Genomic DNA, 14,952 nt, shown 5'->3' with positions numbered 1-14,952 from the left:
TCAATTGTCGCTTGATGGAGGGAAGAAAACATGTCAGGGGCTTGGAGTTTGATCATATTAATTGCAGTCATTATTATAAGTGTTTTTGTTGTCCAGGCTGTTACCAAACAGGGAGATCACCCCGTGCTAACGCAAAAAGAAATAATTGAAGCATTAAAAAAGCGGCAGGAGGATGAAAAAGCTGACCGTGATTAAGAAAAGCGCAAGCGCCTTGACCAGCCCTACAAGCTTAAGACATAACCCGCAGGCTGGGCCGAGAGGGACGACTTAAGACCCCAATCTGCTCGAAGCATCATTCTTCGAATCATGCTCCTCGCAAGATATTCAAGGATTAAACTTTCATATCTTTAAAAAAGCAGCAGTCTGCCAACGATCAGCAGACTGCTGCTTTTTTATGAAGAAATTTTTTCAATCACCATTCTTTTGCCACTGTTTAAGGTGAATTCAAAGCGGTCACTCATTTTTTCATAATAGCAAAAATGGTGCTGTACATTGCAGATGTGATCCTGATTATCAAAAACGATAAAATTCACTCCGCTTTTGCGGTCCTTATCATTGAAGAAGGTTAATTGATTATAACAATAAATGCAGTCATAAATAGAAAACTGCATGGAATTCAAGGTTGTGACAAACTGGTAAAATGCATCATCATTTATTTCCTCTAATAATCTCTCCAGTGAGAAAACAAGATGTTTGCGTATCCGGACAGAATCCTGATTCTTTAAGTGGAATACTTCATCGGCCAGAGCAATCTTGCCATCCTCGAACAAGATTCCTTTTTTCCAGCGCTTAAAGCGAAATACTTCTAGTTCCTGGTGGAGGAATTCATCTAACAATGATGCTTCATCTGTTTCGTGATCGAAGAAAACCCATTGATCATTGATAAGTTCTACAGTGCCTTCTGTAAAAGCACGTGATTGATATTCAATAAGCTTTGTTCGCTGCTGTCTATTCATAAAATACCTCCATTAACTTCCTCAACTTCTTTTTAGACAGTTTAGACGATTTTTATAACCGCTAAAAGTGGACAATTAACTTTTTTCTAGGCCGTGCATACAATAGCATCATGCAAAATGTGCCCAAACGATTCCGCTAAGAAAGGATGATGTTAAAATGTGTGGAATTACAGGCTGGATTGATTTTCAAAAGGACCTGAGAAAAGAAGCGGCTGCAATTGGAAAGATGGCGGATACGTTGGCTAAGCGCGGTCCGGATGACACGAATGTCTGGACAGATATTCATGCAGGCTTCGGCCATAAAAGGCTAATCGTTGTAGACCCTGCTGGCGGAAAACAGCCAATGACAAGGAAAAAACAAAATAGCCTCTATACTATTTGTTATAATGGCGAGCTATATAATACAGAGGATCTCCGTAAAGAACTCCTTATAAAAGGATATTCGTTCAAGGGCCATTCTGACACAGAGGTTTTACTGACTTCATACATGGAATGGGGTGAAGATTGCCTGGAGTATCTAAATGGCATCTTTGCTTTCGCTGTATGGGATGAAAAGAAGGAACAATTATTCATAGGCAGAGACCGGCTTGGGGTAAAACCGTTATTTTATAAAGAAACAAAAAAAGGGATCATTTTTGGATCAGAACTAAAAGCTATTTTGGCCCATCCGGATGTTAAGGCTGAAATTGACAGGGAAGGTCTGGCTGAGGTATTTGGGTTAGGCCCGTCAAGATCTCCGGGTTCAGGTGTATTCAAAGGGATTGACGAACTAAGGCCTGCACATGCCTTAACTTTTTCAAAAAATGGTCGGAAGGTATGGCGTTATTGGAATGTGAAAAGCGCCCCTCATGAGGATAGCATTGAAGAAACAGCAGAAAAAGTCAGGAATTTATTTACGGACGCAGTTACAAGGCAGCTTGTATCGGATGTACCGCTTTGCACTTTCCTATCAGGCGGGGTAGATTCAAGTGCGATCACTGCCATTTCTGCCAAAACCTATGAGAAAGAGGGAAAAGGCCAGCTGCATACCTATTCTATAGATTATGAAGGAAATGATGTTTTCTTCAAGGCCAATGAATTTCAGCCCAACTCGGATGGTGCTTTTATCCATAAGATGTCCCAAGCTTTTAAAACCAGGCATAATAGCTGTATCATATCACAGCAGAAGCTGGCAGAAGATTTAATAGAATCGGTGCATGTAAGGGACCTTCCAGGCATGGCCGACGTGGATTCCTCTCTGCTCTGGTTCTGCCGGGAAATAAAGAAGGACTTTGTTGTAAGTTTGTCCGGCGAATGTGCAGATGAAATATTTGGCGGTTATCCATGGTTCCACAGGCAGGAAGATCTGCAGCGAAAGGGCTTCCCATGGATGAGATCACTTGAAGCAAGGCATGGGCTCTTAAAGGAGAACTGGCGGAATAAGTTGAATATCCAAGACTATGCAATGGAAAAATATATTCAGGCAATCTCGGAAACTCCCAAGCTAGAGGGAGAGAGCGGGGAGGATGCAAGCCGAAGAGAGCTATTCTATATAAATATGATTTACTTTATGACAACATTATTGGACCGGAAGGATAGAATGAGTATGGGGGCAAGCCTTGAAGTGAGGGTACCATTTGCAGACCATCGCCTTGTGGAATATGTATGGAATATCCCATGGGAGATAAAAATGCATGGCAACCGGGAAAAGGGCATTTTGCGCAAAGCATTGGAAGGCATCTTGCCAAACGAAGTTTTATATCGAAAAAAGAGCCCTTACCCGAAAACCCATAATCCGGAGTATACCAATACAGTCCAAAAAATGCTCAATGGGTTTCTGGAGGACCGTTCTTCAGCACTTTATGAATTCTTTGACTACGGCCAGCTGAAAAAAATCATTGAATCGGGCGGAGAAGCATTCCGGGAGCCCTGGTTTGGCCAGCTTATGACCGGCCCTCAGCTGCTTGCACATCTTGCACAGATTCATGTCTGGTTTAAAGATTATAATATTAATATTGTTGAATAGAAAAAAGCGGCAGAGCAAAATGCCGCTTTTTTTATTTAAACTGCTTTGGAGGACACAAAGGATTTCCTAATCCATACTTTAGACTTCCAGCGCCACAGCATAAGCAATCCCCTTAGCCATTCATCAGCAATAAAAGCAATCCAGATGCCGGCAAGCCCCAGGCCAAAATGGATTCCCAGAAGATAGGAAAGTGTGACACTTACTCCCCACATGGACAGAATCCCCATATAAACCGGGAATTTTACGTCTCCAGCTGCCCGTAAAGAGTTAATGACGACCAAATTGAATGATCTGCCAGGTTCTAGAATGATGGTTAATAGAATCAAAACACTGCCAACTTCAATAATATCGGAATTTGACGTGAATATTCCCATTAGTTCCTCAGAGAATAGGGCAAAAATCATAGCTGTAGCAAATGAAATTAAAATGGCAAGCCGCAGGCTTTTTAGACACCTTTTATAGGCTGCATCATAATCTTTTGCACCAACCATATGACCGATCAATATTTGAGTTCCCTGGCTTATGGCGACACTGAAAAGAAAAATGAACATCATTATGTTCTGTGTGTACACTTTAGCAGTCAGCGCTTCTGTACCTAAGGCAGCAATAAAAATGGTGATGACCATTTGCGATCCATTATAGGATAGATGTTCCCCAGCGGAAGGTATCCCGATTTTTAAAAGGTTTTTAATATGTTCTTTTGGAAAACGGAATAGAAGTCCAAAAGGGAGTGCTCTTTCGGTGCGCTTAAGCAAAATGGCAACAGCGGCTGCAAATCCAATCAATCTGCTGGCAACCGTAGATATGGCTACCCCTTCGACACCCAGTACCGGAAAACCGAAAGGCCCAAAGATAAAAAAATAGTTTCCGATAACATTTAAAATGTTCATGCCAATGGTGATGTACATAACATCCCTTGTAAATCCGTAGCTTCTGATAATCGCGCCTATTGTCATGATCAGAGCTTGAACAAAGGATAGGCCGCCCACAATAATCAAGTAGGAGTTCGCTTCATTTAAAAGTTCTTCTGGCAGATCCATCATTCGCAGCAAAGGCTTGCTTAAAACAAATAAAAGGATACTTAAGAGGATTCCGAAAACAAGGTTTGCCCCCAAAGAAACTGCTGATATTTCCGCAGCTGTTTTATCATTCTTTGCTCCAAGATTTTGGGCAATCAGTATCGATGTACCTGTAGCCACAAACCCGAACATGACAATAACAAGGGAAAGGATCTGATTTGAAACGCCGACTGCTGCGACAGATTCATCCGAATACTGCGAAAGCATGAGAGTATCTGCATTCCCCATTAGCATATGCAGCAAAATTTCTATAAATATGGGCCATGTTAAGGCAAATAGTGTTAGTTTTTTTTGGTTCTTAGTCATCTCTATTCTCCCAGGATGTATGGTTAATTTATTTTCATGTCGCGATAAGGGGGCGCTGACATTTTAAAACGAAAAAAGAAAAGTCTTAAGGGATTAATCGCTTAAGAGCTTTTCTTAACTAATACAGAGATTTCCTACTGATTTAATGCAGAAGGAAATGACAATATATCAAATCCGTAGCCACCAAGCTTAACCTTAAGGCTGTTGGCCTCCGCAGCAAACTCTTCATTTGAAAGCAAATTTGTGATTTTAATGCCTTTCATGGAATAAGGCAGCGTAAATTCCGTACTTTCAGCCGAAGGATTGGCCAGTACAACGATGGTTTTTGAGTCATTGTATTTCTGATAGGCAACAAGATCGCTGTCTGTATGGATAAACTCGAATTGTCCTTCATTGGCTAGCAATTTTTGTTCCCGGCGCAGTTTGATCAGCTGTTGAATATGGGAGAAAAGTTCCCGGTCCTGCTTATTTTCATCCCACTCCATGCATTTTCTGCACCCTGGATCCATTTCGCCGCTTAACCCTATCTCATCTCCATAATAAAGGCAAGGAGAGCCCATAAAGGTAAATAGGATCGTGTAAATAAGCTTAACCCTGTCTTTGTTACCCTCACATTCCGTCAGGATTCTTGGAGTATCATGGCTTCCGACAAGATTGAAGGCAGCTTCATAAACATTAGCCGGATAGCGGTGTATTTCAGCTGTCATGTTATTGGTGAATTCAGTGCCCGTTATGGTTTTCTTAGCTATCAGGTTCAGCAGATTGGTTGTAAATGGGTAGTTCATGACTGCATCAAATTGATCACCGCGCAGCCAAGGCATCGAGTTGTGCCAAATCTCTCCTAAAATATAGAGATCAGATTTGATGCTTTTAACGGTTTGCCTGAATTCACGCCAAAACTGGTGGTCAACTTCGTTAGCTACATCAAGCCTCCAGCCGTCGATATTAAACTCTTCAATCCAGTATTTGGCCACTTTAAGCAAGTATTCTTTTACATCCGGATTTTTTGTATTCAGCTTCGGCATTTGGGCCACAAAAGCGAAGGTCTCATAATTAGGGTATTCTCCGCCCTTTAAAGGAAAGCTGTGCGGATGAAACCAATCTTTGTACTTTGATTTTTCCCCGTTCTCAAGTACATCCTGAAAAGGAGGAAAGTAGTATCCGCTATGATTGAAAACGGCATCAAGCATAACGCGAATATTTCTTTTATGGCACTCTTCTACAAGGCGTTTGAGGGTTTCCTTTGTCCCGAACTGGGGATCAATTTCCAGATAATCGATTGTATCATATTTATGATTGGAAAAGGCCTTAAAAACAGGTGTGAAATAAATCCCTGTAATGCCAAGATCCTGAAGATAATCCAAATGCTCAATAACACCTTCAAAATCACCGCCAAAAAAATTAGTGGGGGAAGGAGGGGCACTTCCCCACGGGAGAGCTCCTTCTGGATCATTATCAGGATTTCCATTTGCAAATCTTTCCGGGAAAATCTGATACCAAACCGTCTCCTTCACCCATGAAGGGGCTTCGAAGACCTCTTCGGCATGAAGGTAGGGAAAGTTGAAATAATAACCGGAATCAGTGGGAGGTAAAGCGTAAAATCCCTTTTCAGTTAAAATCAATTCTTCTTCTCCAGACTTTAACTTAAAACCGTACCTTGATCTTCTAAAAGGCGGTTCAATAAAAATATGCCAAAAGTCATGAATTCCATCCGTACCTGATTTTAACATGTCTGTTTCTTCAAACAGCCATTTTCCATCAGACCAAAGATATTGGTCACCGTGTATTAAAGTTACTTCTGCAACGTCATCTTTTTTTGTCTGGATTCTAATATGTAGGGTTTTTTCGTTGTATGGATATACATAGTGATCTGAAGGATAGTGGATGATAGCTGCTTTTTCCATTGTTATTCCCCTTTCAAAGTGCAATCGCTTGCATTATATCATATGGAGGAAAAGAAAATATAGAATTATAAAGAATATGCCTCATTTCTTTTTTTAAATTTGGACACAATAAATTTTTTAAAAGTAGTTGTAAAAGCCTAAAAACCTTGTATAATGAAAATTAGAAGCTGTGCAATCGTTTTCATAGAGTGATTTCAATAGATTTCGCTAAAAAAAGAGAATAAGTGAAAGCGCTAAATTTTTTATAGAGAAATAAAAGCGTTTACACTTTTGTGCAAACGGTTGTACTTTTTAACAGTAAGGAACAGATATATTAGGAGGGGGCAATACCATGAAAAAGTCATTATCTTTCTTTATGATGCTGGTATTAATAATCGGAATGCTGGCAGCTTGTGGTCCTCAGCGCGAGGCACAGCCAGAAAACACAGGTGAAAAAGATAACGGCAATACAAGCGAAAATCAGGCTGAAGAGCCAAAACCAGAAAAATTAGTAGTTTGGGAAGATACAGATAAAGGTGTAGCATTAAAGCCTGCAATTGAGTCTTTCGAAAAAGAATATGGCATTAAAGTAGAATTTAAAGAATTGGGTATGGCTGATAAGATCCGTGACCAGTTAAGACTAGATGGACCTGCCGGAAACGCTCCAGACGTTGTAACTCTTCCTCATGACCAAATCGGCCAGGTTGTAACTGAAGGATTGCTTCAAGAAATAAATGTTGAAGATAGTGTGCTTGATACTTTCACAGAATCTTCCATTACTGCACAAATGTTTGATGGAAAGCTTTATGGTCTTCCTAAAGCGACTGAAACACCTGTATTCATCTACAACAAAGCACTAATGAATAAAGCTCCTGAAACAATGGATGAGCTTTACACTCAGGCGAAAGAGTTAACTGCTGGCGGACAGTACGGATTCTTGGCACTTTTCGATAACTTCTATTTCGCACATGGACCAATTGCTGGGATGGGCGGATATGTTTTCAAGGAAAAAGACGGTGCATTAAACCGTGATGATGTTGGCTTAAATAACGAAGGTGCTGTTGAAGGTGCCGAGTTTATTCAAAAGTGGTACAGCGAAGGCTTATTCCCTAAAGGAATTATCGGGGAAAGCGGCGGTGCTGCGATGGACGGATTGTTCAATGAAGGTAAAGCAGTATCTGTTATGAATGGACCTTGGGCATTGCAAGGCATGAAGGATGCAGGAATTGACGTTGGTGTAGCGGTTATGCCAAAGCTTCCAAATGGAGAACCTGTTAAAACTTTCATGGGTGTTAAAGGCTGGCACGTAACTGCCTTCACTAAAAACCCTTACTGGGCAACTAAATTAGTTGAACATATCACAAATGAAGAGAATGCAAAAATCCGATTTGAAACAACTCAGGAAATTCCTCCCGTAAAAGCTCTTATCGAGGACCCTGTTATTGCAGATAACGAAGCTGCAAAAGCTGTTGCAGAGCAATCTCAATACGCAGTTCCAATGCCTAACATTCCTGAAATGGCTGAAGTATGGGGGCCAATGGCTTCTGCACTTCAAACAATTGCTACAGGAAAAGCTGAACCAAAAGCAGCTCTTGAGGATGCAGTAAAAACAATCAAAACGAATATTGAAACAAATCACCCTGCCAAGTAAATATCTTGACAGACAAAGGGCGGTACCTCCCAGGAGGTATTGCCCATCATTTTTATAGTTTGACAAAATGGTATTAAAGCGGCAGAAGCCGCTTTAATATTCCTTTATAGAGCAACCGTTTGCACAAATTAAAAACATCAATTATGAACCATCAAATGAATTATAATAAAAATAAGAAAAATTCTTTCTCCTATAAAGAAAGGGGAGGCCGGACAAAAATGGATGTCACTAAAACATCAACCAACCATGGAAGAAATGCTGCGCTTTTATCCACCTTACCTGGATTCGGGCAGTTTTATAATAAACAATTCCTGAAGGGTGCTATCTTCTTAATTCTTACGGTATCTTTTTTTGCAGCTTTTTACGATACGCTGAATTGGGGGTTTTGGGGTCTTATCACTCTAGGTGAAATACCAGTTCTCGATCATTCAATCTTTTTGCTGATTGATGGAATTATTGCACTTATTGTTACAGCTCTGGGGCTTATCATTTATGCTTTCAATATCTATGATGCCTATAATAACGGCAAAAAACGTGACGCTGGGCTAAGCCTGAATAGCGTCAGGGAACAGTACCATAACCTGTTGGACAATGGCTTTCCATACTTAATGATTTCACCGGGATTCTTTCTTTTAGTATTCGTCGTTATTTTTCCGATTCTATTTGTAGTTCTGCTTGCTTTCACCAACTACGATTTATATCATTCACCACCTGCCAAGCTTGTCGATTGGGTTGGAATTCAAAACTTTATTGATATCTTCAAACTGGATTTATGGAGAAAAACTTTCTTTGGCGTAATGGGCTGGACAATCGTCTGGACATTTGTCGCAACCACTCTTCAGGTGGCATTGGGAATCTTCCTTGCAATCTTGGTTAATCAGAAGGATCTTAAAGGAAAGGCGATTATCCGTACGGTATTCATCCTTCCTTGGGCTGTACCTGCTTTTATTTCGATCCTGATCTTCTCAGGTATGTTTAATGAAACCTTCGGGGTTATCAATAAAACCATCCTTGATTCAATTGGAATAGGACCTATCCCGTGGATGACAGAAGAGAACTGGACAAGATTGGCTTTGATATTTATCCAATCATGGCTGGGTTTCCCATTCATTTTTGCCATGACAACCGGCGTTCTTCAGTCCATTCCGGATGAGCTTTACGAAGCAGCAACGGTTGATGGTGCTTCCATTATGCAAAAATTCACTAAGATTACTTTACCGCTTGTACTGTTTGCTACAGCGCCGATTATCATCACACAATATACATTTAACTTTAATAACTTTAACGTAATCTTCTTGTTTAATGGAGGAGGCCCTGCTATCCCGGGACAAAATGCCGGCGGTTCGGACATTCTCATCTCCTGGATCTACAAGCTGACAATGACATCTGCCCAATATGGAAAGGCAGCTGCAGTCACTATGATTCTATCGCTTATAGTTATAACTGTGGCTCTGTGGCAGTTTAAACGAACAAGATCATTCCAAGAAGAGGATTTGATGTAGCTATGAGTATGAAAAAAAATAAAATAATCCGGCTTGCTGCTTCGTATTTAATCATTGCTTTTATGAGCTTTATTGTCATTTATCCGCTTCTGTGGGTAGTGGGATCTTCCTTGAATCCGGGACAAAGTTTATCAGGGTCCACGATGTTTCCTGAGAACCCGACTTTGGACCATTACAAATATCTTTTTGATCTGGAGAAATCCAATTATGTTCACTGGTACTGGAATTCATTGAAGATAAGCACACTTACAATGATCCTGACTGTTATAACAGTGTCATTAACCGCTTATTCCTTTTCACGGTACCGTTTCGTGGGAAGAAAAAATGGCTTGCTTACGTTCTTAATTCTGCAAATGATTCCTAACTTTGCAGCATTAATTGCTATTTTCGTTTTAGCAACAAGAACAGGATTAATTGATACACATCTTGGATTAATCCTTGTATATGTAGGCGGACAGATTCCGATGAATACTTGGTTAATGAAGGGATACCTTGATACGATACCAAAAGAGCTTGATGAATCTGCAAAAATGGATGGAGCAAGCCATTTGCGTGTGTTTTGGCAGATTGTAATGCCACTGGCAAAGCCAATTGTGGCGGTCGTAGCCTTATTCTCATTCATTGCCCCATTCGGCGACTTTATTTTAGCCAGAATTTTATTAAGAACAGACGAGAAATTCACAATGGCTGTTGGGCTGTACGAAATGGTTGCAAAACAGTTCGGAAATGAATTTACCAAATTTGCTGCAGGATCTGTTCTGATTGCAATCCCGATTGCGGCTCTGTTCCTGATGTTCCAGAAATACTTTGTTTCAGGTTTGACTACAGGGGGAACGAAAGGCTAATCTTAAAGAGCTGAAACTTTTACAAGCCTTTTGGCAGTCGTAATACTTGGATGATAAACAAGTGCTTCTGCCATGCAGTGTCTTGAAAAATGAAGGAGGAGCGGCGATGAAAAAAGGAATTATAACCTTCATCTTAATCCCGTTTCTTCTTTTTTATGCCCTGCCGGCAGGAGCAGCTGAAAAAGAAGAGCGTAAATGGCAAGATGAAACAATTTATTTTTTAATGGTGGATCGTTTTAGCAACGGTGATCCAAACAATGATTTTAAGGTGGATGTCAAAGATCCAAAGGCCTATCATGGCGGAGATTTTAAGGGTGTTATAGATCGCCTTGACTACATTAAAGAAATGGGGTTTACTGCAATTTGGCTGACTCCCGTGTTCGATAATGAAGAAAAAGGTTACCACGGTTACTGGATTAAAGATTTTTACAATACAGAAGAGCATTTTGGGACAATGGACGAGTTCAAACAGCTTGTTAAAGAAGCTCATAAAAGGGATATGAAAGTGATTTTGGACTTCGTTGTTAACCATGTCGGCTATAATCATGAATGGGTTAACGATCCTGAAAAAAAAGATTGGTTCCATGAAAAACAGGATTTTGCCAATTGGACAAACCAAACTGAGATTGAGAATGGCTGGATTTATGGGCTGCCTGATTTAAAGCAGGAAAATCCGGAAGTGAAGGACTATTTAATCGATGCTGCAAAATGGTGGATAGAAGAAACGGATGTTGATGGTTACCGCCTGGATACCGTCAAGCATGTGCCTAAAACGTTCTGGACCGAGTTCGCCAGTGGTGTTAAAGGCGTCAAAGAAGATGTTTATCTGCTGGGTGAAGTTTGGTCAGATGATTCAAAGTATATTGCTGAATATGAGAAAACATGCATAGACGGTTTTGTTGATTATCCTTTGAATGACCATTTAAGAACAGCTTTTGCGGAACCTGATAATTCTTTGAGCTGGCTTTTTACAAGCTGGGATAGAAATAAAGTTTACTATGAAAATCCACATTTGATGGGAACCTTCATGGATAACCACGATACGGTTAGATTTACACGTGATGCCATATCGAAGAACCATCATCCAGGGCCAAGATGGAAGCTGGCTTTAACCTATATGTATACAGCTCCCGGGATTCCCATTGTTTATTATGGAAGTGAAATCGCGCTTGATGGCGGCGAGGATCCTGATAATCGCAGGCTGATGGATTTCCGTACAGATAAAGAGCTGATCGACTATATAACAAAGCTCGGAGAAGTAAGGAAAATGCTTCCTTCCTTAACAAGGGGAGATATGGAGCTTTTGGAAGAGAAAGATGGTATGGCTGTATATAAACGAACTTATAAAGATGAAACTGCCGTTATTGCCATCAATAACTCAACCCAATCACAAAAAGTTGTATTGGATTCATCCCAGGTAGAAGAAGGAAAAGAACTTCGCGGCATGCTAGCAGATGACCTGGTCCGCAGCGAGGATGGGAAATACAATCTAATCATTGATCGTGAACAAGCAGAAGTTTATATTTTAGCCGAAAAATCGGGCTTGAATATTCCCTTGATAGCTGCTTTAGCGGCAGTATATACAGCCTTCATGATTTTTATCTTCCTTTTATGGAAGCGTTCCAAAAAGAAGAAGGCGGAGTAGATAGATGGCGGAAATGCCTTTGTAAGAGTGTGTCATTCTTTGTACACAATGCTGCATTTAGATTAGCCCTTCTTCCAAAGCCTGTTACTAGAAGCTTCCTGTTTAAAAAAGGAAAGAAAAATTATACTGTTTTGATTATACTATAAATAACAGAGACCTCACGGAGAGGGTGATTTTATTGGCAGTTACAATTAAAGATGTTGCAAAGATGGCTAAAGTTGCACCTTCAACTGTTTCGAGGGTTATTGCCAACAATCCTCGCATAAGCGAGAAAACAAAACAAAAAGTCAGAGAGGCAATGGAACAATTGGGATACCATCCCAACTTCATTGCCCGCAGTCTTGCAAGCCAGTCAACGCGAGCTATTGGCCTTATTATGCCAAGTTCAACAGATGTAGTTTTTCAAAACCCATTCTTTCCAACTGTTCTAAGGGGGTTGAGCGAAGGTGCACATGAAAGGCATTATGCTCTCCATATGACAACTGGAAAAACGGATGATGAAATATATGAAGGTGTAGTACAGATGGTACAGGGCGGACGAGTGGACGGAGTTATTCTCCTTTACTCAAAAGTGGAAGATAAAGTCCTTTCCTTCCTAAAGGAAAGAGATTTTCCATTTGTTGTTATAGGAAAGCCCTTTTCTGATGAGGAAGAAATCACGTACGTGGATAATAATAACTTTCGTGCCGCTAAGGAAGTAACGGAATATTTAATTAAGCTGGGGCATAAGCAGATTGCCTTTGTTGGCGGAAGCTTGAACCTTACTGTAACCGTGGAACGGTTGCTTGGTTATGAAAAAGCGTTAAGAGAAGCAGATATTGAACTGGTTAATAAATATATAGTCCATGAGGAGTTTTTAAAAGAAGGCGGACAGGAAGCTGTCAGAGGGCTTATATCCCTGGAAAAGCCTCCTACGGCACTTGTGGTTGCCGACGATTTAATGGCGCTTGGTGTATTGAATACATTGGATGAACTGGGGATCAAGGTTCCGGAAGATATGTCGATCATCAGCTTTAATAATGTGCTATTGGCTGAAATGTCCAGGCCACCTTTAACCTCAGTAGATATCAATATTTTCGATCTGGGATTTGAATCTGCAAGAAGCCTTATTTACAGAATTGAAAATCCGCGCGAACCTGTTAAAAGAATTATTATTCCTCATAAAATTGTAAAACGCTGTTCTTGCAGCAGTCCAAATCCGGAAAAACCGTTAATATTGTCATAAAGGAAGGGAAGCCAATAGGGCTTCCCTTTTGCTTTACTATCCATTTACGATGGTGCCGCCATTTACATGAATCATTTGGCCGCTCACATATGATGAATCGCTGCTTGCGAGATATACATAAGCAGGGGCCAGTTCATAAGGCTGACCAGCTCTTCCCATTGGGGAATTGGAACCGAATTTTGATACTTTTTCCGCAGAGAAGGTAGACGGGATAAGCGGAGTCCAAATAGGACCAGGAGCTACTCCGTTTACTCGGATTCCTTGGCCAGCCAGTGATTTGGCCAGGGAACGCGTAAAGGATACAATCGCGCCTTTTGTAGATGAATAGTCTATTAGCTGTTCATTTCCTTCGTATGCAGTAATGGAAGCAGTATTAATAATGGTGCTTCCTTCTTTAAGGTGCGGAAGAACAGCTTTTGTCAGATGGAAGAAAGAAAAGATATTTGTTCTAAACGTTCTTTCAAGCTGATCGCCTGTGATGTCCAGCAGGCTTTTTTGCGGATGCTGCTCAGCTGCATTATTTACGAGGACATCAATTTGTCCAAACTTATCTAATGTTTTATTGACTATATCTTTACAAAATGTTTCGCTTCCGATATCGCCTGAGATTAACAGGCATTCCTGTCCTTCAGCTTGAATGGCTTCTTTTGTTTTTTCAGCATCCTCATGTTCATCCAAATAGACTATAGCAATGTTGGCGCCTTCTTTAGCAAAATAAATGGCGGCCGATTTTCCAATTCCGCTGTCTCCGCCTGTAATTAAGGCTACTTTACCTTTTAATTTATCAGAACCCTTGTAATTGGGGTCAGCAGATTGTGGCTCAGGCTGCATCAGATCTTCTGTTCCAGGCTGATGATCCTGATGCTGCGGCGGAAATTCCTTAGGGTTTTTTTGACTGTTAGACATTAGTGCATCCCTCCAAAAAATTGATATTAGATAAATTCCATTTTATTATGATGAAAAAACATGGAAATTATTTGAATTGCCCCATATAATAGGTCTAAAAATGGGAGAGAACGGAATGCAGATACGAACAGCAGTCAAAAACGATGCAGAAGGAATTCTGGCACATTGCAGACGAGTCATGGGGGAAACAGATTTTTTAATGACAGAGACTGAGGAATTTAAGCTTACAGTTGAAGAAGAGGAAGAATGGATAGAACAAAGCCTGCAATCTGGTGACTTAATTTTAGTAGTGGAAAAAGGCAATGAAGTTATTGGGATGCTAAACTTTAAACGCTCCAAAAGGAAGAAGGTGCGACATCTTGGCTATTTCGGGATCTCCATACAGGAAAAATACTGCAATCAAGGCTTGGGGAAAAAGATGATGAAACAATTTCTGAAGTGGGCAGAAGAAGAGCCTGGTTTAGAAAAAGTTTGCCTTGAAGTCTTTTCCCATAACGTCAGGGCTATACATCTTTATAAAGTGTTAGGATTCATAGAAGAAGGACGAAAGATTAAACATATTAAGCGAACAGATGGAACCTATGCTGATGAACTGATGATGTACAAATTTGTAAAGCTGGTTGGGGAATTGGTGTGAGTCTAGTCTAGTTGATGCTATTTTGAGCGAAGTTGATGGTAAGCAGTTTTAAGAAGGTTAAAAATGACGCCCCATAGGACAGACCTGGACGTAAAAGAGTTTGTAGATTAAATAACCACTCAATTTAGCTAACAAAGGTCACACTTCGGAAAACAAGCTTAATAAGTTAGAGAATAAAACAGCTTTCAAAAAAACATCTGTATTCCGGCAGATAAAAGCCAAACCCAAGCTATAGTAATTAATGCCGTAAGGAAAGTATAGAAAAGAGGGCGAGATAATAGTGAAGATCGAAGCTGCGGGAGCAGGTGCAAA

The 14,952-nt window shown here is 40.5% G+C and carries 12 protein-coding genes; 8 read left to right on the top strand and 4 right to left on the bottom strand.

All coding sequences use genetic code 11. The features are described 5' to 3' along the window. Positions 1-30 precede the first annotated feature (30 nt). Positions 31-195 carry a hypothetical protein gene (locus tag DFO73_RS28720; RefSeq protein WP_181396024.1) on the top strand — a complete coding sequence of 55 codons (165 nt, stop codon included), beginning with the start codon at positions 31-33 and terminating at the stop codon, positions 193-195. Between the two features lie 197 nt (positions 196-392). Here DFO73_RS28720 and DFO73_RS14035 read toward each other — a convergent pair whose 3' ends face one another. Then, positions 393-956 carry a DUF2777 domain-containing protein gene (locus DFO73_RS14035; RefSeq protein ID WP_110065379.1) on the bottom strand — a complete coding sequence of 188 codons (564 nt, stop codon included), beginning with the start codon at positions 954-956 and terminating at the stop codon, positions 393-395. A 157-nt stretch (positions 957-1,113) separates the two neighbouring features. Here DFO73_RS14035 and asnB point away from each other — a divergent pair, with 157 nt between their 5' ends. Continuing rightward, a complete protein-coding gene (gene asnB, locus DFO73_RS14030; RefSeq protein WP_110065378.1) occupies positions 1,114-2,961 on the top strand; it encodes an asparagine synthase (glutamine-hydrolyzing) in 1,848 nt (615 codons plus the stop codon). Between the two features lie 35 nt (positions 2,962-2,996). Here asnB and DFO73_RS14025 read toward each other — a convergent pair whose 3' ends face one another. Next, entirely contained in the window at positions 2,997-4,346 is a 1,350-nt protein-coding gene (locus DFO73_RS14025; protein WP_110065377.1) for an MATE family efflux transporter, read from the bottom strand. A 134-nt stretch (positions 4,347-4,480) separates the two neighbouring features. Beyond that, the gene (locus DFO73_RS14020) at positions 4,481-6,250 is read right to left on the bottom strand and encodes an alpha-glycosidase (protein WP_110065376.1); all 1,770 of its coding nucleotides are present in this window, start codon (positions 6,248-6,250) and stop codon (positions 4,481-4,483) included. A gap of 331 nt (positions 6,251-6,581) precedes the next feature. On the opposite strand from DFO73_RS14020, the gene DFO73_RS14015 reads away from it, so the two are divergent. The 5 genes from DFO73_RS14015 to DFO73_RS13995 all read left to right on the top strand — a co-directional run bounded on the left by DFO73_RS14015 (position 6,582) and on the right by DFO73_RS13995 (position 13,097). Next, positions 6,582-7,880 (top strand): extracellular solute-binding protein, encoded by a 1,299-nt coding sequence (locus DFO73_RS14015; protein WP_110065375.1) that lies wholly within the window; start codon positions 6,582-6,584, stop codon positions 7,878-7,880. 218 nt (positions 7,881-8,098) lie between these two features. Continuing rightward, positions 8,099-9,382 (top strand): carbohydrate ABC transporter permease, encoded by a 1,284-nt coding sequence (locus tag DFO73_RS14010; RefSeq protein WP_110065584.1) that lies wholly within the window; start codon positions 8,099-8,101, stop codon positions 9,380-9,382. A gap of 2 nt (positions 9,383-9,384) precedes the next feature. Continuing rightward, the gene (locus DFO73_RS14005; protein WP_110065374.1) at positions 9,385-10,227 is read left to right on the top strand and encodes a sugar ABC transporter permease; all 843 of its coding nucleotides are present in this window, start codon (positions 9,385-9,387) and stop codon (positions 10,225-10,227) included. A 106-nt stretch (positions 10,228-10,333) separates the two neighbouring features. Continuing rightward, positions 10,334-11,872, top strand: coding sequence for an alpha-amylase family glycosyl hydrolase (locus tag DFO73_RS14000; RefSeq protein WP_110065373.1), 1,539 nt, complete (start codon positions 10,334-10,336; stop codon positions 11,870-11,872). Positions 11,873-12,050: 178 nt separating this feature from the next. Then, complete coding sequence (locus tag DFO73_RS13995) at positions 12,051-13,097, top strand: LacI family DNA-binding transcriptional regulator (RefSeq protein WP_110065372.1); 1,047 nt, start codon at positions 12,051-12,053, stop codon at positions 13,095-13,097. 36 nt (positions 13,098-13,133) lie between these two features. On the opposite strand, the gene DFO73_RS13990 is transcribed toward DFO73_RS13995, so the two are convergent. Continuing rightward, positions 13,134-14,003: an SDR family oxidoreductase gene (locus tag DFO73_RS13990; RefSeq protein ID WP_110065371.1), complete on the bottom strand. Its 870-nt coding sequence runs from the start codon at positions 14,001-14,003 to the stop codon at positions 13,134-13,136. Positions 14,004-14,118: 115 nt separating this feature from the next. Between DFO73_RS13990 and DFO73_RS13985 the strand changes: the two genes are divergently transcribed. Further along, entirely contained in the window at positions 14,119-14,640 is a 522-nt protein-coding gene (locus tag DFO73_RS13985; protein WP_110065370.1) for a GNAT family N-acetyltransferase, read from the top strand. Positions 14,641-14,952: the final 312 nt, after the last annotated feature.

This window comes from Cytobacillus oceanisediminis (genome assembly GCF_003182355.1).
Classification (GTDB): domain Bacteria; phylum Bacillota; class Bacilli; order Bacillales; family Cytobacillaceae; genus Cytobacillus; species Cytobacillus oceanisediminis_A.
This window is presented reverse-complemented; position numbering and strand designations above follow the sequence as displayed.

Bases quoted from the DNA above. Each gene is read 5' to 3' on its own strand.
- DFO73_RS28720 (WP_181396024.1), top strand. From the start codon at position 31: ATGTCAGGGGCTTGGAGTTTGATCATATTAATTGCAGTCATTATTATA.
- DFO73_RS14035 (WP_110065379.1), bottom strand. From the start codon at position 956: ATGAATAGACAGCAGCGAACAAAGCTTATTGAATATCAATCACGTGCT.
- asnB (WP_110065378.1), top strand. From the start codon at position 1,114: ATGTGTGGAATTACAGGCTGGATTGATTTTCAAAAGGACCTGAGAAAA.
- DFO73_RS14025 (WP_110065377.1), bottom strand. From the start codon at position 4,346: ATGACTAAGAACCAAAAAAAACTAACACTATTTGCCTTAACATGGCCC.
- DFO73_RS14020 (WP_110065376.1), bottom strand. From the start codon at position 6,250: ATGGAAAAAGCAGCTATCATCCACTATCCTTCAGATCACTATGTATAT.
- DFO73_RS14015 (WP_110065375.1), top strand. From the start codon at position 6,582: ATGAAAAAGTCATTATCTTTCTTTATGATGCTGGTATTAATAATCGGA.
- DFO73_RS14010 (WP_110065584.1), top strand. From the start codon at position 8,099: ATGGATGTCACTAAAACATCAACCAACCATGGAAGAAATGCTGCGCTT.
- DFO73_RS14005 (WP_110065374.1), top strand. From the start codon at position 9,385: ATGAGTATGAAAAAAAATAAAATAATCCGGCTTGCTGCTTCGTATTTA.
- DFO73_RS14000 (WP_110065373.1), top strand. From the start codon at position 10,334: ATGAAAAAAGGAATTATAACCTTCATCTTAATCCCGTTTCTTCTTTTT.
- DFO73_RS13990 (WP_110065371.1), bottom strand. From the start codon at position 14,003: ATGTCTAACAGTCAAAAAAACCCTAAGGAATTTCCGCCGCAGCATCAG.
- DFO73_RS13985 (WP_110065370.1), top strand. From the start codon at position 14,119: ATGCAGATACGAACAGCAGTCAAAAACGATGCAGAAGGAATTCTGGCA.